Raw genomic sequence first — 21,548 nt, 5'->3', positions numbered from 1 at the left:
GGACATGGCAGTCGAGGTCGGTACGCAGGCACCGGAGTTCACTCTCAAGGACCAGAACAACCAGGAGGTCCGGCTGGCCGACTTCCGAGGTCGGCAGGCGGTCCTGCTGATCTTCTACCCGCTCGCGTTCACCGGCACCTGCCAGGGCGAGCTGCAGGAGGTCCGGGACAACCTCGAGGCGTACGTCAACGACGACGTGCAGACGTTGACGGTCAGCGTCGACTCGGTCTACACCCACAAGATCTGGGCCGAGCAGGAAGGGTTCCAGTTCCCCCTGCTCGCCGACTTCTGGCCGCACGGTGCCGTCGCCCAGGCGTACGGGGTGTTCAACGACGCCGCCGGGATCGCCAACCGTGGCACCTTCCTCATCGACAAGGCCGGCGTGGTCCGGTTCGCCGAGATGAACGGCCCCGGCCAGGCCCGCGATCAGGCAGTCTGGCGCAAGGCCATCGCCGAGCTGTCCGACTGACCACCCGGACCGGCGGACCCCGGCGGTACGCAGCGGGACCAGCCACCGTCCGGCAGGTCCCGCTGTCCCTGCCGGGTAGCTCCCGCTGTTCGTGCCGGCCGGTCCGGTACGCCGCGTTCCGCAGCATGGGACGGGGCCGCCGGGCCGGCGACCGTGGCAGGGTAAGCTAGCCGCCGCCGGGGCGGTACGTCCGCCATGCCCGGGCGCGTAGCTCAGTGGAAGAGCACTCGCCTTACAAGCGAGGGGTCGCAGGTTCGAAACCTGCCGCGCCCACCCATCCCGACCAGCGACGGAGCGTCGTCGAGGGCCAGCCAGCCGGCCCGCTGACAGCAACGGTGACAGCAACCGCGTTCACGACAGCCGCCCGTCGAGCTTGCCGAGCGCCTGGCGCATCACGTCGAGGTTCGCATGCGCGTAGATCTTCAGCGTGATCTTTACGTCCGCGTGCCGGGCGATGGCCTGGACGACGTGCGGCGGTACGCCCAACTCCATCAGCAGCGAAACGACCGTGTGTCGGAAGTCGTGCAGCCGGACATCGAGTAGCCCCGCCTTGTCCCGCAGCGCGGCGAAGTGCCGGTTCAGGTTGCGCGGCTCCATCGGGGTTCCCCGCTCGGATGGGAAGACCAGGTCGTGATCCTCCCAGACCTCGGCGAGCCGATCCCGCTCCCGTTGCTGATCCTTCTGGTGGTCGAGCAGCACCATCCAGGTCCAGTCCGGCAGTGGCAGCACGCTTTCCGAATCCTCCGTCTTGGTGTCCTGCAGATGCAGTTTGCCGCCGGCCCGCTGGACAGTCTGCGCGATGCTGACCGTGCCGTTGTCGAGGTCGAGATCCGACCAGCGGAGTCCGAGCAGTTCCCCGCGTCGTAGTCCCATCGTGGCGGCGACGACGTACAGCGCGTACAACCGGTGCCCTTCTGCGGCGGCGAGCAACGTCCGCGCCTGTTCCACCGGCAGTCCCTTGCCGACCTTGTATCGCGGCGACGGGACGCGGACCAGCTTGGCGACGTTGCGGGAAACGAGTTCTTCCCGCATCGCGTGCTGCAGCGCGTTTCGCAGCACGGCGTGCACGAACTGAATCTGACGCGCGCTCGGGTAGTGCGCGCAGCAGCGACCGGCAGAGCAGCACTGCCGATCAGCCGGCCGGTTCTTGTCGGTCCCGGCCGTGCAGCAGAGGCACTTGCGGCGGAACTCGTCGAGGAACGTGCGCACGTGTTGCACCTGGAGCCCATCGACCCGCTTGGTGCCGAGCGCGGGGATTAGGTGGAGCCGGATGGCGCTCTCGTAGCCTCGGGCGGTGGTCGGCTTGAGGTCGGCGACGTACCCGGCGAGCCAGTACGGCAGGTAGTCGGCGAGCTTCCACGCCCGGTCCGGGATGGGGATGCCCTGCCGAGACTGAGCCTTGAGTGCGGTCAGTTTGTCGTGTGCTTCCTGCCAGGTCGCGCCGTAGACGGCTTTGCGTCTGCGAGTGCCGTCGGTGGTCAGCACGTATGCCTGACCGACCCACCGGCCATCGCTGGCCCGTTGGTAGATCGAGCCTTCACCGTTGGGGTTGCGGCCGGGGCCGCCGGAGCGGCGGCGGGGATTGTCGCTGACCATCAGGCTGCCTCCTGGGAGAGTCGGTCGATTGCTTCGTCGATGGCGGCAGCCGGGATCAGTCGGCGGCTTCCGACCTTGAACGACCGCAGCCGGCCGGAACGGATCAGGTCGTAGACCAGTGACCGGCCGATGCCGAGTTCACGCGCGGCTTCCTCGACGCGCAGGACACGGGGCCGGGTAGCGGGGGTGGGTTCCAACGTGTTCCTTTCTCTGCGGTTGGCGGGGTGGTCACGCGGCGGCGGGGGTGGGCCGGGTCGTGGACCAGAGTTCGTGGGCGAGTTCTTCGCGGGCGGTGCGTTGTCGTTCGCGGGCGAGGGCGGCGGCGGTGTTGGCGAGCAGGGCGTCTCCGCTGCTGTGCCAGCCGGCTCCGGCGAAGGTGAGTGCGCCGATGACGAGCGTGGTGTCGGCGTCGGTGTGGTCGGCGGCCTGGACTACGTCTGCGGGGTGGCCGGTGTGGTGGGTGTCGTGTTCGCGGCGGTAGGTGGCGCGGCTGTCGCGCAGGTGCCGGAAGGTGACGGAGTAGCGGCGGGCCTTGGTGAGGAAGTGGCCGCCGAAGCCGAGCATGTGTGCCCAGCGGCGTAGCCGGGCGTACGGGTTGGCGGGTCGACTGTCGCCCGGTTCGCCGTCAAGGTCGGATTGACGGCGGGCGGTGCAGGTGGGGCAGGCCGGGTAACGGGTGTGGGTGCCGCAGTCGGGGCACTGCCAGCGGGCACGGAAGCCGGGTGTGGGGTGGTCGGCGCGTGGCCGGTCAGTCAGTGGTGCGGGGGTGGCGGTGGGCCGGCCGAGTCGCCAGCAGGCGTCGATGAGGCGGGCAGTGTGGTCCCCGTCGGGGTCGGCGTAGGTGCCGACGGTGTCGGCGTCGAGACGGGTGGACCGGTGCCCGGTGGCCTCGGTGCTCTTGGTGGCGTACTTGGCAAGGTAGCCGGCGGCCATCTGGTCAGTCACGTCGCCGCTGGTGGGGAGGTTGATGGGGCGGATGTCGAGTTGTTCGCCCCAGACAATCGACCAGCCGGCGGGTTGGTCGGGGTGGGTGGGGGTGGTGTAGGCGACCTGGGTGGCGGCGTGGCGTAGCGCGTGGTCGAGATCGGTGGTGGTGAAGCCGGGCGGCGGTGGGGCGACGGCTGTCGGGTCGTCGGGGTGGACGCCGTCGAGGCGGATGAGGGCGTGGAAGTGGACGGCTCCGCGTGTCTGGAACTCGGCGGCTTTGCCGTGGGAGATCCGTACCGGGGGGACGGTGCGGGTCTTGCCGGTGCTGGTGGCGACCTCGACGGGTGGGATGCCGCGGCGTCGGGCGAGGGCGGCGAGGTGGCGTTCAGCGGCTTGTTTGGTGCGTCGCCAGAGTTCACCGGCGTAGAGGTTCCACACCACGTGGTGGTCGTGGTCGTAGCAGTCGAGGCACAGCGGCCGGCCGAGGTTGGCGTCGGTGGGTTCGTGGCGTGCCCAGCAGACGGCGGGGCGGCCGTGGGGGCAGGTGGGGGTGTCGCGGCGGGGGCGGCAGGGGTCGGGGCGGCAGTCGCAGCGGCGTCGGTTGGTGCAGGTGTGGCGGCGGACGGCGCGGGTGTGGACGGTGCCGAACGATGGGGCGGTGAGGGTGACGAACACGGCCGGGTGGGTGGCCACCGTGTCGGGGATGCCTTTGCCGCCGGTGAGGCCGGCGCGGAGGAGCTGGTAGGCGTCTTGCTGGTAGGTGGTGGCGCAGGAGGGGCAGACGGTGGCGCGGCGGTTGCCGCAGGCTTTGTAGATGACGGCGTCGGGTAGGTCGCCGGTGGGGGTGTGGTCGAGGATGCGGCCGGTGGTGCGGTCGACGGTGGTGAGGGTGCCGGCCAGGCGGATGGGTCGGGTGCAGCCGGCGGCGGGGCGGATGTGGTCGAGCCAGGTGAAGTAGTCGGGTTGGGTGGCGCGGTGGAAGGCGTGTGCGGGTGCGGTGTACCAGGCGGCGGGGGTGCTGGGTTCGGCGTTCGAGACCGCACCCCGGGCCGTGGTGGCTCGGGGTGCGGCGTCCAGCGTCGAAACCGTCACCGCTGTCCCTGCTGTGGGGTGCGGTGGGTGATGGTTCGTTCGACCACGGTGGTGCGGCATGCGCCGCACTGGTGGGCGGCGGGGCGGTGCCGTCCGCAGTCGATCGTGGTGGTGGTGTTGCCGCAGCGGATGGTGACCGGTGCGCGGCAGGGTCCGCCAGGAGTGACGTGCACGAGGGTGCGGCGGATGTCGTACGGGTGGGGTTGCGGGTCGGCCGGGCAGGTGTGCAGGACCTGGACGACGTCGACGAGGTGAATGCTCATCGGCGGTCCCCCGTCAGGTGGTGGCCGTTGACGGCCGGAGTGTCGGGGTCGACGACGGTCAGCAGCGCGCCGGCGACGGCAGGGCTGATGTTGAGTCGGGCGGCCAGTCCGTCAGGGCTGATCCGGTGGCCGGTGGCCTGTAGGTGTTGGGCGGCGGCGAAGCGCGCCGTGGGGACCAGGTGCTGAGGGATCGACGGTGTCGCGTCGACCGGGGTGGCCGGGTCGGCGGCCGTCATCGCCAGGGTCGGCGGGAGGGTGACAGCGGGGATGGGTGCCGATACGGGTTCGGCGACCGGCGTCGGTGTCGGCGGGTGTTCGGTGTCCGGCGCAGGTGCCGGGGGTGCCGCCGGGCCGGGTTCGGGTTCGGCTTTGGCCTTGAGGTTGTTGGCGGCGTTGAGCAGGGCGGCGGCTTCGGCCTCGATGGCGGCGAAGTCTGGGCGGATGCGTCCGGCGACGAGTTCGACGCCGATGACGAGGACGACGACCAGGGCGAAGACGAGGCGTAGGCCGAGGCTGCCGGGTGAGGCGAAGTTGATGGTTGCCGACAGCAGAGCGGCGGCGGCGAAGACGATCAGGGCTCCGCGTTTGGCGTCCTTGGCGATGCCGGAGGTACGCACGACGGTGAGCATCGACACCATCGCGGCGTCGAAGATCAGCGGTACCAGGTAGGCGAAGTAGCTGGCACCCTGGGTCCACAGGTAGTGGGCCTGGTGCAGGTAGCTGGTCAGCAGTGCGCCGAGGAGAACGAACCGGTTGTACCGCTTGATGGAGTTGATGGCCTTGAGCATCGCCGGGACCGCGTTGCGGGCGTACTCGGCGGCGAACTGCTCAGTGATGGTGTTGGAGTCTGTCGACGTCATCGGGCACCTCCGGTCGGCGCGCTGGCGATGGGAAACAGCGGTGCGCTGATGTAGCCGGGCTTGTCCGGCTGGTGGTCGCGGGAGGCGGGGACCTGGGTGGACAGCCGTTTACCGAACAGGTCCTCGTGCTGGTTGACGGTCAGCCGCCCGAAGGCGGCGGGTGCGACCTCGTTGCGGCGACGGCGCAGCAAGGGCCGCACGGTGGCGGCGGTGGGGCACAGCGGCGCGTCCGGGGCGTAGGTGTGGCCGCAGGCCGGGCAGGTGGCCGGTGCGGGGTTGTCGGCCGGGGTGTGCGCTGCCCACAGTTCGATGAGTGTCGGAACGGTGATGGTGAGTCCGGCGGTGGTGAGCCGGGGGTCGAGGCGAGCGTTCACCGGTCGCCTCCCCAGCGTTGCTGGGCGGCCTGGCGGGAGATGCCGAGCCGCGCGCCGATCTCGGCCCAGGAGTAGCCGAAGGCACGCAGGCCGGTGACGGCCTGCCCGATGGTGTCGTCCAGCACCGAGGCGAGCGCGGTGAGGTCACGGAGTGCCTCGACGTCTCCGTTCGCGACACGGCGGCCGTGAGCGCGGATGATCCGGCGGGCGAAGGCGGCGAACTCGTCGTTCTCGACGACGCCCCGACGCTTCTGCCGTGGCACGGCAGGCGTCAACGGGGTCTCGACGGTGTTCACGAGCTCTCACCGCCACGCGGGTAGTGGCGGTCCCAGTCGCGGGCGGCGTCGGTGAGGGCGAGGATGACGTCGACGAGGGTGCGGCCCTGTTCGTCGTTCCAGTCGGCGATCAGGTCAGCGGCACCGGACTCGACATCGCTGCCGTCGAGGTAGCTGGCCAGTACGTGTAGCGCCCGGTTGATGAGGTAGCCGTCCGGACCGGACGGGATGTCACCCAGAGCGGCGATGGATCGGCCGCTCGCGGCGGCGCAGATGGCACCGACGGCGCAGGCAGGCTGGAACAGCGCCGATCCGGCGGGGTTGGGGCGGGCGAAGAACTCGCCCTGTGCCCAGTCGTACCGCTCCAGGTAGATGGCAGCGGCGCGCAGGACGTCAGCCGGGGTCGGCTCGACGGATGCGATCGTGGGGGGAGTGTGGGTAGCCTTCATGACGGCCACGTCCTTCCATGGATGGGTGTGGTGGTGGCCGGCAGGACCGGACAGCTTTCCAGGGCTTGAGGCCGGTCCTGCCGGTCGTTCCGCGTAGCGAGCGCTACCGGGGTCAGGCTTGACCGTGGCGGTGCGCACGCCCGGTGATCCGGACGGTGCTCGGATCGGGGTAGTCCCAGGTGTGGGTGACGACGGCGTAGCCGTCGGCGTTGAAGTCGTCGGCGGTCGCGGTGTGGGTCAGTTCGACGAGCCGCCCGTCGTCGGTGGGACCGAAGAATCGGGCTGGCCAGGGGTAGGCGTCGGCCACAGTGTTGGTTTCGGCCCAGTCGGCGTACTCGTCCGCCGTGAAGACCTGGGTGCCGGGCGCATCGGGGCCGACGGCCCACACCGCCACGACCTGAGTGTTCATGTGCTCCAAGACGGTTCCCTTCAGTGGGTGGGAGTCAGCCGGATGACGATCCGGATGCGGGGGTCGTCCGCGCTGACCTGGGCGGGTGCGGACATGTAGACGAGTCGGCCGCTGGCGCGGACCGCGTCGCGTAGAGCGGTGACGTCGGCGTGGGTGCCGGTGACGACCAGATCGCAGTACGGCACCTTCGGTCCGGTGTTGCCGGTTCGCCGGTTCATGCGGCCATCCCCCAGTCCAGTGGGGCGTACCGCTGGTTGACGGTGTCTAAGCTGGTGGGTCGCCGGATCCAGGCGGCGTAGTCCGCGATGGCTTGGATCTGCTGGTCGGACAGGTAGGCGACCTTGATGCGGCGGGGCATGCCGCCCTCGGCGAGGAGGTACGCGGCGCCCTGGTTGGTGGGGGAGATGTCGGTAGCGGAGTAGCCCTGTTCGGCCCAGCCGTGGCCGAGAACGATGTTCGAGCTGTTCGGGGTGGTGCAGCGGAACGCGGCCCGGTAGCCGAACAGGTCCCGCAGGCTGGTGGGGATGATGTCGAACGACGGCCGTTGCGTCGCGGCGACGACGGGGATACCGGCGGCGCGGCCTCGGGCGACCAGGTCACGCAGCAGCGTGACGAACTCCTCCTGTTCGGGCTTGCTGCCGATGGTGGCGGAGTAGAACGCGATCTCGTCGCAGATCACGGTGATGATCGATAGCTTGTCGGCACGGGTGACCTTGCGGCGTCCGTGTGCCCGGAGCCAGGCGTACCGGTTGTTCATGACGACCTGGAGGCGGCGCAGGACGGTGAGCGCCCGATCGATGTCGGGGCCGATGAACTCGTCGGCGACGTCTTCCCACATGCCCAGTTCGACGAGCTTGCCGTCGAACAGAACGAGGCGGGTGTCGGTGGACAGGGCCGCGTGCGCGCAGACGGTGTTGAGCAGTCCGGACTTACCGCCGCCGGGTTCACCACCGGCGAGAAGGTTGCGGTAGACCATGTTGAGGTAGACGGGCTCCCCGAACTCGTCGATGCCCAGATAGATGGGGTCGAACATCGACAGGGACGGCCCGACCGGCACCAGCGGGTTACCCGCTGCGGGAATCGGTGTGGTGGTCATGGCGAGCGCTCCTAGGAATAGGAAGGTGGAAGGGGCGCGGGTAGAGCCGCGACAAGCGGGACCTGTCCCGCGCCCCTGATCGGATGGGTAGGGGTCAGATCCAGTCGGTGACGTCGTCACCGTCGGAGCTGGTGGCCGTCGCCGGGGCCGCTGTCGCGGTGGCGGGGGTACGGCCATTCGCGGTACGCGGTGACGGGGCCGGCTTGCCGTTGGTCGGCGTGCCGGTCGGCTCTGCCACGTCGGGCAGGTCCAGCGCGGTCGGCGCGTCGCCGCCGTCGCGGCTGGTGGTGTCGGCGGGGGTGTCCGGGTCGACCAGGTCGACCAGCGGGGAATCGACGGTCGCGCCGAGCACGTCACGGCGTTTGACGTCGACCCGCAGATAGGCGGCGTTGCGCTCCGAGGCGCGTTCGATCGTGACGGCCGCCGCGTGGCAGGTGACCGCGATCTTGTCCAACCGGCTGTTGAGATCCGAGTGCGACAGCCCTGGCCGCAGATAGATCCAGACGCGTTCGCCGACCTGTGTCGGCGCGGCCCACAGGATCAGCGGCAGCGATCCGGACCGGTTGGCGATGATGAACTGCGCGAAGCACACCCGCAGCCGGTGACGCACGATGACGCACCACGCGAGCGCCACGATCCGACGGCGCACAGCCGGCACAGCGGCCGGAACGCCGACGACGACGGCGATGACCGCCAGACGGGCGGCCAGGTTGGTGTGTGCGGCCAGGGCGATCCAGCCGTACACCAGGGCCAGGGACAGCACGATTTCCGGCAGCCACCACCAGACGATGCGGATCAGTGGCCAGATCCGGACCAGCGTCCAGACGACGGAGCCGACCGCGACGCCGATCGCGAAGCCGGCCAGGCCGGCGAGGATCGGATGCATGTAGTCGGCGGCGACAGCCATCGCGGCCAGGCCGACGACGATGGCGGTCAGGACGAACGACAGCCGGGCGTTACGCGCCGAGGAACGGTGAACCTGGGTCTCGATGACCGTCACCGTTCCGGTTGACTTCCGCCCGAACGGGCGAGGGCTAGACTTGGACACGACACGTCCTCCCAAGCGATTGGGTTGGATGGGTTGGAAGGGCGTAGGGCCGGGTGATGTAGGAGTCAGACCGGCCCCACGCTCGACATCGCGCGGCGGGAACAGTGCCCGCCAGGTGCTACAGAGCGGCGATCAGCAGCGCAGCCACCCACAGGCAGCCGTAGTGCAAGGCTTGATCCGCCAGGTACATCCCGCAGATCGGCGCGACCCGGTCAGCGAACGCTTCCGATCCGGTGCGGGCCAGAATCCACCGCACCGGCCAACGCCGGTCCAGAATGGCGTGCGTCACCGCTGAGAACGCCAAACCGGCTGCCACACCGGCGACCGAGACGGGAAGATCCAGCACCCACACCGTGACGCCCAGCATCACGGCGACCACCAGGTGATAGGCGGCCACGTGGCCCGCCAGATGCCGCCAGCCGGACAGACCGGCAGCGGCCTTGTTGGTGGCCTGAGCGTCAGTCTGGCCGAAAACGTGATCCGCCAACTGGTGGGCGGCGTGCAAAGTCGCGGCGACCACCGCGAACACGACAGCGGAAACGAGCACGACAACCACTCCCATACATGAGGGATGAACGGGTTGGAAAATGCGGGGCCGGGTGATGTAGGAGTCAGACCGGCCCCGCAGGTACTACAGAGTTGCGGCCACCATCGGTGACCGCGAGACCAGGAATGCAGGAGTCAGAACCACTCCCGGTCTCGACAAGGTGGGATCAGTGACGACGGGCTTCAAGCCGCCGGAGGAGCCCCGGACATCGTGGGGCGGACACAGCACGATGTGCGAGGAACCTACTTGGCCGAAGCGCCAGTAGCCGGCTTCAGTTCGGTCGCGCGGTACGCCACGCCGGAACGCCCGTTGGTCGCCCACGGGATGGCCTCCCACTGAACGGGGTTGACGAGCTGTCCCACCGTCACGTTCGGCTTCTCACCCGCCGTAGTGATGGTGATGACCTCGCCCCCGGTCTCGTCCAGCACGAAGACCTGGGTCGACCACATGAGCCGGCCCGTACCCTTCTCCGACCGCTGACTGCCGTTCTGGTCGTTCTTCGGCTCCGGGTCCTTCGACACCGTCACCTGCTTGCCCGTGATGTCCACGTACAGCTTCACAACAGACCTCCTGTCCAGAGCGCGCCCCCTGTGGGCGACTGCTCAACCAGAGAGTACCAACTGAGTTGGTATCTCGCCATCCCTCCCGATGGGAAGGTTTGCATCGGTCGATGCCTGGATCGACTGTCGCGTGCCCGGCAGCACAACGACAGGTGTCACTCTGGTGACAGGTCGAAGTCCCCTACTGCGTGCCCCCGTCCGGAGGGATACTGGAGGCGTGGACGCCGATATGTTGAGCAGCGAAGATCGACCCGCGTGGGCGGTAAGGCTCAGGCGGGAGCGCACGGCGCGCGGCTGGTCCCAGAGCGACGCGACTCGTGCCATGCGTACCCACGCTGGGGAGCCACTGCCGTCCGACAGCACGCTCATCCGCAACTGGAAGAGGTGGGAAGCTGGAGACTCCGAGCCTGATCAGTTCTACAAGACGCTGATCGCCAAGACGTTTGGTACCGTTACCGCCGCCTTCTTCCCCAGGGAGGGGCGGTCTGAGACCGAGGGCCATCTTCTGCAGGGCACCGGTATGGGAACGCTGGAGATCCTTGCCCGGATACGTGCGTCAGACGTGTCCCAGAGCACACTTGACGCGCTGAAGATCGCGGCCGACCGACTGTGCTGCGAGTACCCATATATGTCTCCGGAGCAGCTACAGGTTGAAGGCCGATCGTGGCTGAACCGAGTGACCGCCCTACTTGGCAGACGCCTGACGCTTGCACAACATCGCGAGATTTTGAACGTCGCGGGCTGGATCGCGCTTCTCGTTGGCTGCGTCGAGTACGACATGGGTATGAGGCGAGAAGCCGAGGCGACGCGCAAGGCCGCCTTGACGCTTGGCAACGAATCGGGGAACGGTGAAGTCGTCGCGTGGGCGCACGAGATGCGAGCCTGGTACGCGCTTACCCAGGGCGACTACCGAGGGGTAGTCGTCGCTGCGAGGACTGGCACGACTGCCGCGCCCCGCCAGGGCGTAGCAGTCCAGCTCGAAGCGCAGAGCGCCAAGGCGTGGGCGCGAATGGGGGATCGACGCCAGGTTGAAACGGCGCTAGACCGGGGCCGAAAACTGTTGGAATCGCTTCCGTACCCCGAAGACACAGACCACCATTTCGTGGTCGATCCAGCAAAGTTCGACTTTTACGCCATGGACTGCTATCGGATTGTCGGTGAAGACTCGCTTGCCGAGATGTACGCTCGCGAGGTTATACGATCGTCGACGGCCCCCGACGGAACGGTCAGGAAGCCAATGCGTGTTGCTGAGGCTCAGGTCACGCTCGGCGTCGTTGCTGCCCGCTCCGGCGACGTTGAGCAGGCAACCGCTTACGGCCACCGCGCCCTCGATGGCGATCGTAAGTCGCTTCCTTCGCTAATTCTCTGTTCCAACGAGCTGAGCAGACTTCTCGCCCGCGATCACCCTTACGAGCCGACTGCGGCCGACTACCTGGAGAAGCTACGGAGTCTCCGGTTCTGACCCTAGCTCCTTCGGCCCCGCCACGGGGCGGCCGCCAACACCTGGCCGAGGCCGTCCGCTGTGCCAGTCCACGATCCGGACCGGCCGCCATACGTGCGTCCGGCCGAAAGTGGCGTCTGGCTCCGGCATCTGACCGCGCTTACGGTAGTTGGTGACGGTAGCGACCTGTACCCCCAGGTAGGCTGCTACCTCTGACGTCGTCCACCACTCCGCGTCCGTATCAGGTCCGTGGCCCATCCTTCTAGTGTCACCCACCGGTACGGGTTCCTGGTTGCCAGGCCGGCTGCCGGCGGCCCTGTGAGAACTTTCTGTACGTCTTTCAAGGCGGCCCGCGAAGCGGGCCGCACGCGCCGCCGCCTGGGCGCGTGGCCTGCACTCCGCTGCCGCTCCGCTCCGGCCCCGCAACACGCCCGGCGGCTGGCGCGGAGAGCGGACACCAACCGGGCCGCCGCCGACTGCCAGCGTTCCGAATGTGTGGTGTTGGGCCGGCCGCCGGCCGGGGCGCGGCGTGGCCGAGCGCACGCCGCGCCGATCGCGCGGGAGCCGGGTGCATACAGGGTTGCGGTTACTGCGCCTCCGGCGGGGGCGCTCCGGCTCCGGGGATGGGCGGACCGCCGTCGGCGAGTGCCGGGCCGTGGGTGGTGGCGGTGGGGGAGCCATCCCGCCCGCCGTCGACCCGGGCAGAGCCGAGCAGACCACCGCCCGACCCGCCAGCGTCCGTACGGGCGTCAAGGCCGTCTTGACGTGGCGGGCCGGGCGGCGGCCCGCTCCACGGGAGTGCGGGTCGACGGCAGACGGGATGGCTGGGTTGCGGCGCTGTGCATACTGCGCCTTGTCGCCGTGGCCGGCGTAGACGTCAAGGTGCGCTTGACGTCTGACAACACGTACCATCCCCTGATCGCCGGGCTTTCGTGGGAGGTCGACATCAACGGCTGGGCTGTCGCTCTGTCCGGGTACGTAGGTGCTGCGATGGTCACCTTGTATCCGGCACTTCGAACGCTGTTCCGAGTGGTGAACCTGAACCCTGGCGGACCTTCCTTTGCGGATTCCTCCCGCTTCGGAGACGAAGCCAAGAAACGGCTCTCTCAGAATTTCGAGCGAATCCAAGGAACCCTTGTATTTTGGAAGACTCAGGCCGAACGATACCGCCGGTTCCATATTTATTCTCTAGTTTGGGTGACTGTATCGACGGTCAGTTTGCCTATCTTGGCCCAAGCGATAACGCCCGATCCGTGGTCGAAGGCACTGGTAACAGTTATCGCTGCCCATGCCGCTCTCACTTTAGGGCTCAGTCGAGGGTTTAGGGTGGAGGCGAACTACAAAGCCTTTCGCAGCGGAGAGTCGGACTTCTATGACCTCTATCGACGAATGCTAGACCGTCCAGAAGTGTTTGGTGCAACTGAGGCTGAGCAGGTCCAGAAATATCTAGAGCATGTAGAGATGGTGCGACGCGTAGTCCGAACGGCCGAAACCGACAACCTGCCATCTATTGAGGAAGTAGCGCAAGCCGGTCCTGCGCAGGCTCCCCGTTCGCCCTCAGGCCCCAGTTAACCGTGCCCGACGCGTGCCCGGTACGCCGGTAAACACTGGCCCATGTCGCGCCCCGACTGCGCGTGTTGGAACACGCTCCGTGTCCGCTCATAAGCTGATACGGCTACTCAGGGTGTAGATCAACCCGATTCCCAAGCTGTCAGTACGGCCGCGCGGCCTCGTGACGCGTCTGGCCCGGTTGCTGTTGACAGCAGCGATGACAGCAACCGGGCCGGACCAGGGGAGTCGGGGATGGTAGACGACGGACCCGCGCCCGAGGTCGGAGACGTACGCGGGTCTTGCCGGACGCGCCGCGCAGAGCTTACAAGCGAGGGGTCGCAGGTTCGAAACCTGCCGCGCCCACGATCTGGCCAGCACGCGAACAGGGCACCGGATCACCGGTGCCCTGTGTCGTCTCAGTTTCGGTCGGTCGTCGGTGCGTCCGGGCAGGGCCACAGCCGGAACAGGTACCGCGACCTGACAGTATTCCTGTAGGGAATGATTATTCCTCACAGGAATACCGCGCAAACCCGAATGTGCCTGTGGGGACTGGCCGGGGTCGGCCAGTCAAGGCGCGGGCTGGTGGTGGTCGGCACCAGTCAGGGCGGCGGGCTGGCGCGCGCCGCAGGACCTCCGGAGGTCAGCGGACGAGGGCGGAGACCCGGTGCGCGCGGGTGGCGTCGGCTGACCGGAACGTGGTGCGGTACGCGCTGGGCGGGACGCCGACCGTGGCGCTCATCTGCTGCCGCAGGGCCGCCGCCGTACCGAAGCCGGAGTGGCGGGCCACCTGGTCGATGACCATCTCCGTCGTCTCCAGCAGGTGCCGTGCCCGCTCGACGCGCTGTTGCGTGATCCACTTGCCGGGGCTCAGCCCGGTCTCCTCGCGGAACCGGCGGGTGAAGGTGCGTACGCTCATCCGGGCGTGCGCGGCCAGCACCCGCAGGTCCAGCGGCTCGTGCAGGTGTTCGAGCGCCCAGGCGCGGGCCGCGGCGGTGGAGGTGTCGGTGACCTGGGGGACCGGGCGCACGATGTACTGCGACTGGCCACCCGGGCGCCACGGCGGCACCACGCAGCGGCGGGCGGCCATGTTGGCGATCTCGCTGCCGTGGTCGTCGCGCACGACCTGTAGGCACAGGTCGATGCCGGCGCCGACGCCGGCCGAGGTGAGGATGCCGCCGTCGTCGACGAACAGCACGTCCGGGTCGAGATCGACGCGGGGGAACAGGTGGCGGAAGTCGTCGGCGTGCGCCCAGTGCGTGGTGGCCCGGCGGCCGTCGAGCAGGCCGGCGCCGGCCAGGACGAAGGCCCCCGTACAGGTGGACATCATCCGGGCACCGCGGTCCGCGGCCGCGTGCAGGGCATTGCGGACGTTCTCGTCCACTGTGCCGTCGATCAGGACCTGAGCCTGGTCCTGCACCCCGGCGACGAGCACGGTGTCCGCCTCGGACAGCAGCTCCAGTCCATGGTCGGCGGCGACGGTGAACCCTGCGGCGCTGCGCACCGGTGCCCCGCCGGGGGTGCAGATCCGTACCTGGTAGAGGCGTCGGTCACGGTCGTCGCGGGCGGAGTGGAAGATCTGCGTCGGAGTGCCGATGTCGAAGGCGACCACGCCGTCCAACGCGAGCACCGCAATCAGGTGAGGACGATCCATGGCCTGATTCTTTCACATGTTGGCTCTAGAGCCACTTCCTCGTGCCGGCGGTGATCGACGACGCTTGCCGCATGATTCGCACCAAGCATCTGTGGCCGTGGATGATCGCGGGTATCGGCTTCGTCGCCCTGGTCGGCGCGGCGGGTTTCCGGGCCACACCCGGAGCGCTGGTGGAGCCGCTGCAGCAGGAGTTCGGCTGGTCGACCGGCACCATCGGCTTCGCCATGTCGGTCAACCTCGCCCTGTACGGGGTCACCGCACCGTTCTCCGCCGCGCTGATGGAACGGTTCGGTGTCCGCAAGGTCACCGCCGGCGCGATGGCGCTGATCGCGCTGGGCAGCGGCCTGACCGTGTTCATGACGGCGGCCTGGCAACTCGTCCTGCTCTGGGGTGTGCTGGTGGGCCTCGGCGCCGGCTCGATCTCGCTGGGCTTCGTGGCCACCATCGGCACCCGCTGGTTCGCCAAGCGGATCGGCCTGGTCACCGGCATCCTGTCGGCCGGTGGCGCGACCGGCTCCCTGATCTTCCTGCCGCTGGTGGCGTCGATGGCGGAGTCCTCCGCCGGGTGGCGTTCCGCCGCGATCGTGGTGTCCCTGGTGGCGTTCGCGACGGTCCCGTTGGTCCTGCTCTTCTTCCGCGAGCATCCGGCGGACATCGGCATCCCGCCGCACGGGGCGACCGAGGTGGTGCCACCGCGGCCGGCCTCCGGCAACGCGGCCCGGCTCGCGGTGACCACGCTGAAGAACGCCGCCCGGACCAGGCCCTTCTGGCTGCTCGCCGCCGGCTTCGCCATCTGTGGCGCCACCACCAACGGCCTGGTCGCCACCCACTTCATCCCGGCGGCCCACGACCACGGCATGCCCAGCGTCACCGCCGCCGGGCTGCTCGCGTTGATCGGCGTCTTCGACCTGGTCGGCACGATCCTGTCCGGGTGGCTCACCGACCGCGTCGACTCCCGGTTGCTGCTGGCGATCTACTACCTGCTGCGGGGGATCTCGCTGCTGGCGCTGCCGCACGTCTTCGACGACACGGTGACCGGATTCATGATGGTGTTCGTCGTCTTCTACGGTCTGGACTTCATCGCGACCGTGCCGCCGACGGTCGCCCTGTGCCGGGAGCATTTCGGGATGTCCGCTCCGATCGTGTTCGGCTGGGTCTTCGCCTCCCACCAGATCGGTGCCGCGATCGCGGCCACGGTGGCCGGCATGACCCGGGACGGCTTCGGCAACTACGCGCCGGTCTGGTACGTCGCCGGCTTCCTCAGCATCGGCGCGGCGGTCCTGTCGATGAAGATCATGCGGCCGACTGTCGAGACGCCACCGGTCGGGACGGCGACACCGCCGGTGCCGGCTGCGGTGGACGCCGTCGCCGACGACGAGCGGGAGCCGCAGCCGAACCGTGGTTGACCGGCGGGGCCGCGTCTCAGCCGGTCGTAGCCGGCGGGTTGTCCAGGGTCAGGGCGGTGCAGCGGATTCCGCCACCGCCCTTGGCCAGTTCGGTCGTGTCGAGCTCGACGACCTGCAGGCCACGGTCGCGCAGCGCACCGGCGAGACCCGGGTTGCCCCGGGTCATCGTCACCGTGGTGCCGTCGCTGACCAGGTTGAGCGCGAACCGGGCGGCCTCGGCGACGTCGACGTCGATCAGGTCGACGCCGAGGTCGCGCAGCCGCCCCTGGCTGACCGGGTCGAGCGCCGCCGGGCACCAGGCAAGGGTGTTCGTGGGGCCGCCGACGACCGCGACCGCGAGGTCCAGGTCGTACCAGCGGGGGCTCACCGTGCGTACCGGCACCACCTGGTAGCCGAGTTCGGCGGCGAGCACCGGGTGCATCCGCCGGTCGGTGCGGTAGCCGTAGCCGGCCAGCAGCAGGTCACCGAAGGCCAACGCGTCGCCCTGACCACTGAACGGGTACGGCGCGGCGACGACGTCGTAGCCCTGCTCGGTCAGCCACTGGCGGAAGTACGGCAGCTCTGCCTGCCGCTGCGCGGGCGGGTCGCCCAGTACCGCCCGGCCACCACGGACCACGGCTGCGTTGGCGGTGAACACCATGTCCGGGCACTGCGGGGCGGACGGCAGGTACTCCACCTTGCGGCCGGCCGCCAGATGCGCCGCGGCGATCGCGGCGTGCTCGGCGACCGCCGCCGCCGGGTCCGGTTGCACCCCGGTGCACATGTACGGGTTGATTTCGTAGTCGACGCGGAAATGGGTCGCGTCGGACATCAGCAGTTCGCGGTTCACGTTACGCCTTCCCATCGTCGGGGTGTCCCACCCGACGTGTCGATCCGGTCGGGCGGGGCGCCGGCCGCACCGACGCCCCGCCCGGGTGTCAGTCCGTTGTGGTGTCCGGTCCCGCCACGGTGACGCTGAACAGGTCGAGCTCCCGGAACGGGTTCGGTTGGACGTTGCGCATCCGGGTGGACCACGCAGACAGGGTGCTCTGGTACCAGATCGGAATCGTCGGCATGTCCTGCAGGATCAGCCGTTCCGCCTGCTGATAGAGATCCCACGCCTGCGCGCTGGTCGGCGCACGGTCCGCTGCGGACAACAGGGCGTCCACCTCGGGGTTGCTGTACTTGCCGACGTTGTCCGACGCGCCGGTGCGGAACATCGGGCTGAGGAAGTTCTCGATCGACGGGTAGTCGGCGATCCAGCCGGATCGGAACAGCGCGACGATCTCCTGAGCGTTGAGCCGCCGACGGAACTCCCCGAGAGTGGGGATCGGCACGAATCGGCACGGTACGCCGAGCGTCGCGGTGACCGAGGCGCAGACCTCCTCCATCCACGGCTGATTGGGCGAGTCGACGTTGGAGGTCAGCTCGATCTCGCCGGTGAAGTCACAGGCGTCGAAGAGTTCCTTGGCCCGTACGGGGGAGTAGCTGCACAGCTCGCCGCCCTGGTTCTCGGCCCGGCCGGAGACGGCCGGTGGCACCAGCCCGTCGGCCGGGACCTGATGGCCCTGGAAGATCCGGTCGATCAGCGTGACCCGGTCGATCGCCATGGAGATCGCCTGGCGCAGTCGGGGATCTGCGTAGCGGGAATCGTACAGCGGAAAGGATATCGTCTGGATCCCGAGATATGTCCGGTCGTGCGTGCGGTTCGGTAGGTCCCGCAGGTACCGGTTGTCCGTCAAGGCCCAGAACGGGGTGACGTCGAGGTAGTCGAGCTTGTCGGCCATCACGTCGTGGTAGGCGTCCTCCAGGCTGGCGTAGATCCGGAACTCGACGCCGCCGACGTGTGGCTTCTCGGCCCCGGCGTACCCGTCGTAGCGGCGCAGAAGAATGTACTTCTCCGGTTCCCGAGAAACAAACTGGAAGGCACCGTTCCCGATGGGGTGCGCCTCGTACGCCTCCCGGTCGGCGAAGAACATCGCGGGCAGTGGAAAGAATGCGCTGCATCCCAGGGTGACCGGGAATTCGGAGAATGGTGCGGACAAGGTGACCACGAACGTGTGGTCGTCGATCACTTCCAGTCCGGACAATTCCCGGACGGTGGCGTCGGCGGCATTCACCTCGTCGAATCCCTCGATGTGCGAGAGGAAGCTGGCTGCCTGCATCCTGTGGGGGCCGTAGGCGGTGTAGTTCCATGCGTCGACGAAACTACGCGCTGTCACCGGCGAGCCGTCGTGGAACGTCCAGCCGGGTCGCAGTGTGACGACGAACCGGGTGGAGTCCGTGGTCTCGATCGATTCGGCGACCTCGTTGCGGGGGCTGGCGTCGATCGGATCGTACGAGACCAGGCCGCGGAACAGGGCGGCGATCACCTTGACTCCGCCGGACTCGGTCGTGTGTCCGGGGATCAGGGCGTTCTCCGGTTCGGTTCCGTGGTAGCTGATGATCACGCCGTCGCCAGCGTCCGCGACGGTGTCGTCGGTGGCGGTGAACCCACCCGTTGTGCTGGGCATTGCCGTTGTTTGGGCGGTATGGGATGATCGCACGCTTCCTCCGTTGAACCTGTCCGGCCGATGACACTGGATTTGGGCACAGTCGCCAGGGCGTTTGCGCTGATCGAAGTCCAACAGACGCTAGGATTGGCTGCCATCGTCAGATAACAAAACAATCAACCAAATCAATTTCTACTTACCGCACCGAGGTCCTGAGGACTGCCCAGATGATCAGTTCGCAGGTAGCATTCGGCTGGACGGCAAGACCCATCGGGGAGGAACAAATGGGACGACCCGAACGTCCGCTGGATGCCTCCGGCGGACCGATCCCGGCATTCGCGCATGATCTCCGACTGCTGCGCCGCCGGGCGGGCAATCCAAGTTACCGCGAGCTCGCCCGCAGGGCGCTGTTCTCGCCGTCGGTGCTGTCCAGCGCGGCGGACGGGCGACGGCTGCCGACGCTGGCGGTGACCCTGGCGTTCGTCTCCGCCTGCGGCGGCGACCTCGGTGCCTGGGAGCGGCGGTGGCGCGACATCGCCGAGCAGTCCGGCGTACCGGCGGCGGGGTGGACCGACCGCCCGTACGGCGGCGACGCCCCCGGCCCCCCGGTTCCCACGCGCCCGGCGCAGCTGCCGATGGCTCCCGGTGCCTTCGTCGGCCGGGCCGACGTCATCGCCGCCCTCAGCCGCCTGATCGCCCCACCCACCGACGCGCGCGCACCCATCCTGATCACCGGCCTGGCCGGGGTGGGGAAGTCCGCCGTGGCGCTGCGCCTGGCGGAGCAGGCCGGGCGGCACTTCCCCGACGGACAGCTGTACGTCGACCTCACCACCCACGGCCCGGACGGCGACGCGGTCCCGACGATCGTGCGGGACTTCCTGCTGGCCCTCGGGGTGCCCGCCGACCAGATCTCGGACAGCCCGGTGCAGCGCATCGGTCTCTACCGGTCCCTGCTGGCACAGCGCAAGCTGCTCGTCGTGCTGGACAACGTCCAGCACGAGGCCCAGGTCCGTTCGCTGCTGGCGCAGAGCGCGTTCAGCCAGGTCGTCCTGACCAGCCGGCCCCGGCTGTTGGGCCTGTGCGGCACCCATCGGATCGGGCTGGACGTCTTCACCCGTGCGGAGTCACTGGACCTGCTCGGTCGGCTCGTCGGCGAGGCGCGGGTGCGGGCCGAGTACGCCGCCGCCGACGCGATCGCCGAAACCTGCGGTGACCTGCCGCTCGCCGTCGACGTCGTCGGCCGCCGCATCGCCGCGCGCCCCGGCCGGACCCTCGGCTACACGGCGGGGCAGCTCACCGATCGGCGGCGGCTGCTCGACGTTCTTGCGGTCGGCGACGTCACCGTACGGGACCGGATCGGGTCGGCGTACCAGGGACTGGCCCGCACGGCGCGCGACCTGCTCTGCCGGCTGGCCGGCGACGGCGCCCGGTCGATGACCGTGACCGGGGTGGCCCGGGCGATGAACGTCTCGACCGACAGCGCCGACGAGCTGCTCGAGTCGCTGGTCGACGCCGGGCTGGTCCGGCACTGCGCCGTACCGGGCAGCTACGACGTGCCGGTGCCGGTCGGCGCGTTCGCCGAAGAGGTGCGGCGAGACATCGCCGCGGCCCCGGTCGACCTGGCCAGTCGCCGGGCCCGCCGGGCCGCCGCCGGCCTGCACCGGGTCAACCCCTGGGCGGCCCCGGTCCCCACATCGGACATCATCTGACCGCGACCGCCGCGTCCAGCCCACCCGAGGACGGTGCCGGGGTCCACCTGACGGCAACGGCCGGGTCCGACCGGTGTGACACCTGTCGGACCCGGCCTGGCCTGCCCGGGGCGCGGCTGGGCGGTCAGCCCTTGCCGAAGGCGTGCGGCGTGCAGCGCGGCAGCAGGGTGCGCAACTGCGCCGCCGCCTCGACGTCGACCTCGCCGAGCCCGCGCGCGACGAGGTCGAGCGGGTCGAGGACGCCGTACGCCAGCCCGGAGAGCCCAGCGGCGGTCAGGGTCGCCCGTGGTGCCGGGCCGGCACCGTCGGTCGTGCCCACGGTGATCGTGCCGTCGGTGCCGTCGAGCAGGTACCGGCCGGCGAGCAGGTCGTCGTCGACGACGTCGATCTCGACCCGGCCGGCGGCGCAGCGCAGGCCGCGCAGCGCGTCCATCGACAGCAGTCGTCCCATCATCGGCGGCGACGCGGGGAACGTCGCCTCGGCCGAGGTCAGTACCTCGAGGCCGGTCACCCAGGTCTCGGGGAACTCGTCCGGCGCGACGGTGATCTCGATCCGGCTGACCTGGTACGCGTGCTGGGCGAGGAACTGCAGCAGCAGCGCCCGACCGAGCGGGTCGGTGTAGAGCAGCTCGTCGGCGTGCAGCGTGCCGCCGTAGCCGTCGACGCGGTAGGTGAGCAGGCCGACCACCTCCCCGTCTACGGTGGCGCAGGCCAGCCAGCGGTCGTCGGCGTTCGACGCCCGCGCGGCCCGGAAGTCGGGGGTGAACATGTAGCCGTGTCGGTGCTCCAACAGCTGTCGCTGGAAGGCCCGGTAGGTGTCGAAGCCCTCGCGGATGCTCTGCCAGGAGACCTCGCCGGGCAGGGTGACGTCGAGCAGCGGAGCCAGCCCGTGCGGGGTGAACGACGCGGTCCGGTTCAGCGGCAGTCCGATGTAGCCGAACCTGCTGTAGTAGCCGGGATGGAACGGGTAGAGCACCGCCAGCAAGTGTCCCTTGTCGAGCATGTCGCGGTGCATCTGGTGCATCAGCTGGCGTCCGTGGCCCTGCCGACGGGCACCGGGACGGGTGGCCAACCAGGCGAGCGCCGCCATCCCCATCGCCCTGCCCCGAAGGTTCTGCCGCATCGGGATCGCCCCGAGGGTGGCCAGGGTCTGACCGTCCTGCTCGACGATCAGGGTGTGGTTGTCCTCGTGGTAGGGCAGCACCCCGCGCAGCTCGTCGGCGGCGGTCGGCGACGGGGTCGCGTCGAAGGCGTACGGGTAGAGGGTGAACGCGGTGTGCAACCGCTCGTCGCCGGATACCTGGCGGATCTTGCTCATGCTGCTGACCTTTCGTGTGTCACGGGACGGACGGAC

Annotated in this window: 23 protein-coding genes and 1 tRNA gene; 6 read left to right on the top strand and 18 right to left on the bottom strand. The window is 69.1% G+C overall.

All coding sequences use genetic code 11. The features are described from left to right. The first annotated feature begins 4 nt into the window (after window positions 1-4). Window positions 5-469: a peroxiredoxin gene (locus tag O7623_RS10905; protein ID WP_282228496.1), complete on the top strand. Its 465-nt coding sequence runs from the start codon at window positions 5-7 to the stop codon at window positions 467-469. A gap of 201 nt (window positions 470-670) precedes the next feature. Then, a tRNA-Val gene (locus O7623_RS10900) sits at window positions 671-742 on the top strand. 78 nt (window positions 743-820) lie between these two features. Here O7623_RS10900 and O7623_RS10895 read toward each other — a convergent pair. The 14 genes from O7623_RS10895 to O7623_RS10830 form a co-directional block, all read right to left on the bottom strand. Next, a complete protein-coding gene (locus tag O7623_RS10895; RefSeq protein ID WP_282228495.1) occupies window positions 821-2,065 on the bottom strand; it encodes a site-specific integrase in 1,245 nt (414 codons plus the stop codon). Continuing rightward, the gene (locus tag O7623_RS10890; RefSeq protein WP_282228494.1) at window positions 2,065-2,262 is read right to left on the bottom strand and encodes a helix-turn-helix domain-containing protein; all 198 of its coding nucleotides are present in this window, start codon (window positions 2,260-2,262) and stop codon (window positions 2,065-2,067) included. The genes O7623_RS10895 and O7623_RS10890 overlap by 1 nt, the downstream gene beginning before the upstream one ends. Before the next feature lie 31 nt (window positions 2,263-2,293). Beyond that, complete coding sequence (locus O7623_RS10885) at window positions 2,294-4,084, bottom strand: replication initiator (protein ID WP_282228493.1); 1,791 nt, start codon at window positions 4,082-4,084, stop codon at window positions 2,294-2,296. Then, complete coding sequence (locus O7623_RS10880; protein WP_282228492.1) at window positions 4,081-4,347, bottom strand: hypothetical protein; 267 nt, start codon at window positions 4,345-4,347, stop codon at window positions 4,081-4,083. The genes O7623_RS10885 and O7623_RS10880 overlap by 4 nt, the downstream gene beginning before the upstream one ends. Next, complete coding sequence (locus O7623_RS10875) at window positions 4,344-5,207, bottom strand: DUF2637 domain-containing protein (protein WP_282228491.1); 864 nt, start codon at window positions 5,205-5,207, stop codon at window positions 4,344-4,346. The genes O7623_RS10880 and O7623_RS10875 overlap by 4 nt, the downstream gene beginning before the upstream one ends. Further along, window positions 5,204-5,581 (bottom strand): hypothetical protein, encoded by a 378-nt coding sequence (locus O7623_RS10870; protein ID WP_282228490.1) that lies wholly within the window; start codon window positions 5,579-5,581, stop codon window positions 5,204-5,206. Before O7623_RS10870 ends, O7623_RS10875 begins: the two co-directional genes overlap by 4 nt. Continuing rightward, window positions 5,578-5,877 carry a hypothetical protein gene (locus tag O7623_RS10865; protein WP_282228489.1) on the bottom strand — a complete coding sequence of 100 codons (300 nt, stop codon included), beginning with the start codon at window positions 5,875-5,877 and terminating at the stop codon, window positions 5,578-5,580. The genes O7623_RS10870 and O7623_RS10865 overlap by 4 nt, the downstream gene beginning before the upstream one ends. Beyond that, the gene (locus tag O7623_RS10860; RefSeq protein ID WP_282228488.1) at window positions 5,874-6,305 is read right to left on the bottom strand and encodes a hypothetical protein; all 432 of its coding nucleotides are present in this window, start codon (window positions 6,303-6,305) and stop codon (window positions 5,874-5,876) included. The genes O7623_RS10865 and O7623_RS10860 overlap by 4 nt, the downstream gene beginning before the upstream one ends. A 112-nt stretch (window positions 6,306-6,417) precedes the next feature. Then, window positions 6,418-6,714, bottom strand: a complete 297-nt coding sequence (locus O7623_RS10855) for a hypothetical protein (RefSeq protein ID WP_282228487.1) — start codon at window positions 6,712-6,714, stop codon at window positions 6,418-6,420. A 20-nt stretch (window positions 6,715-6,734) separates the two neighbouring features. Next, on the bottom strand, window positions 6,735-6,932 hold the full coding sequence (locus O7623_RS10850; RefSeq protein WP_282228486.1) for a hypothetical protein: 198 nt from the start codon (window positions 6,930-6,932) through the stop codon (window positions 6,735-6,737). Beyond that, window positions 6,929-7,810, bottom strand: a complete 882-nt coding sequence (locus O7623_RS10845) for an FtsK/SpoIIIE domain-containing protein (protein ID WP_282228485.1) — start codon at window positions 7,808-7,810, stop codon at window positions 6,929-6,931. The genes O7623_RS10850 and O7623_RS10845 overlap by 4 nt, the downstream gene beginning before the upstream one ends. A 94-nt stretch (window positions 7,811-7,904) precedes the next feature. Next, complete coding sequence (locus tag O7623_RS10840) at window positions 7,905-8,810, bottom strand: hypothetical protein (RefSeq protein ID WP_282228484.1); 906 nt, start codon at window positions 8,808-8,810, stop codon at window positions 7,905-7,907. A gap of 166 nt (window positions 8,811-8,976) precedes the next feature. Beyond that, on the bottom strand, window positions 8,977-9,405 hold the full coding sequence (locus O7623_RS10835) for a DUF3307 domain-containing protein (RefSeq protein ID WP_282228483.1): 429 nt from the start codon (window positions 9,403-9,405) through the stop codon (window positions 8,977-8,979). Window positions 9,406-9,647: 242 nt separating this feature from the next. Continuing rightward, window positions 9,648-9,965 carry a hypothetical protein gene (locus O7623_RS10830; protein WP_282228482.1) on the bottom strand — a complete coding sequence of 106 codons (318 nt, stop codon included), beginning with the start codon at window positions 9,963-9,965 and terminating at the stop codon, window positions 9,648-9,650. A gap of 322 nt (window positions 9,966-10,287) precedes the next feature. On the opposite strand from O7623_RS10830, the gene O7623_RS10825 reads away from it, so the two are divergent. Further along, window positions 10,288-11,427, top strand: a complete 1,140-nt coding sequence (locus O7623_RS10825) for an XRE family transcriptional regulator (RefSeq protein ID WP_282228481.1) — start codon at window positions 10,288-10,290, stop codon at window positions 11,425-11,427. Between the two features lie 840 nt (window positions 11,428-12,267). Further along, complete coding sequence (locus tag O7623_RS10820; protein ID WP_282228480.1) at window positions 12,268-12,978, top strand: hypothetical protein; 711 nt, start codon at window positions 12,268-12,270, stop codon at window positions 12,976-12,978. 619 nt (window positions 12,979-13,597) lie between these two features. On the opposite strand, the gene O7623_RS10815 is transcribed toward O7623_RS10820, so the two are convergent. Continuing rightward, window positions 13,598-14,608 (bottom strand): helix-turn-helix domain-containing protein, encoded by a 1,011-nt coding sequence (locus tag O7623_RS10815; RefSeq protein WP_282228479.1) that lies wholly within the window; start codon window positions 14,606-14,608, stop codon window positions 13,598-13,600. A 71-nt stretch (window positions 14,609-14,679) separates the two neighbouring features. Between O7623_RS10815 and O7623_RS10810 the strand changes: the two genes are divergently transcribed. Continuing rightward, window positions 14,680-16,014, top strand: coding sequence for an MFS transporter (locus tag O7623_RS10810; protein ID WP_282228478.1), 1,335 nt, complete (start codon window positions 14,680-14,682; stop codon window positions 16,012-16,014). A gap of 16 nt (window positions 16,015-16,030) precedes the next feature. Here O7623_RS10810 and O7623_RS10805 read toward each other — a convergent pair whose 3' ends face one another. After that, complete coding sequence (locus O7623_RS10805; RefSeq protein ID WP_282228477.1) at window positions 16,031-16,843, bottom strand: amidinotransferase; 813 nt, start codon at window positions 16,841-16,843, stop codon at window positions 16,031-16,033. A gap of 88 nt (window positions 16,844-16,931) precedes the next feature. Beyond that, the gene (locus tag O7623_RS10800; RefSeq protein WP_282228476.1) at window positions 16,932-18,506 is read right to left on the bottom strand and encodes an ABC transporter substrate-binding protein; all 1,575 of its coding nucleotides are present in this window, start codon (window positions 18,504-18,506) and stop codon (window positions 16,932-16,934) included. Between the two features lie 263 nt (window positions 18,507-18,769). Here O7623_RS10800 and O7623_RS10795 point away from each other — a divergent pair, with 263 nt between their 5' ends. After that, window positions 18,770-20,194: an ATP-binding protein gene (locus O7623_RS10795; RefSeq protein ID WP_282228475.1), complete on the top strand. Its 1,425-nt coding sequence runs from the start codon at window positions 18,770-18,772 to the stop codon at window positions 20,192-20,194. Window positions 20,195-20,318: 124 nt separating this feature from the next. Here the strand turns inward: O7623_RS10795 and O7623_RS10790 are convergent, their stop codons facing one another. Further along, window positions 20,319-21,512: a GNAT family N-acetyltransferase gene (locus tag O7623_RS10790; protein WP_282228474.1), complete on the bottom strand. Its 1,194-nt coding sequence runs from the start codon at window positions 21,510-21,512 to the stop codon at window positions 20,319-20,321. Window positions 21,513-21,548 lie beyond the last annotated feature (36 nt).

This window comes from Solwaraspora sp. WMMD791, from assembly GCF_029581195.1.
Lineage (GTDB): Bacteria > Actinomycetota > Actinomycetes > Mycobacteriales > Micromonosporaceae > Micromonospora_E.
Note: the sequence above shows the minus strand (reverse complement) of the source record. Positions and strands in the feature narration are given on the sequence as shown.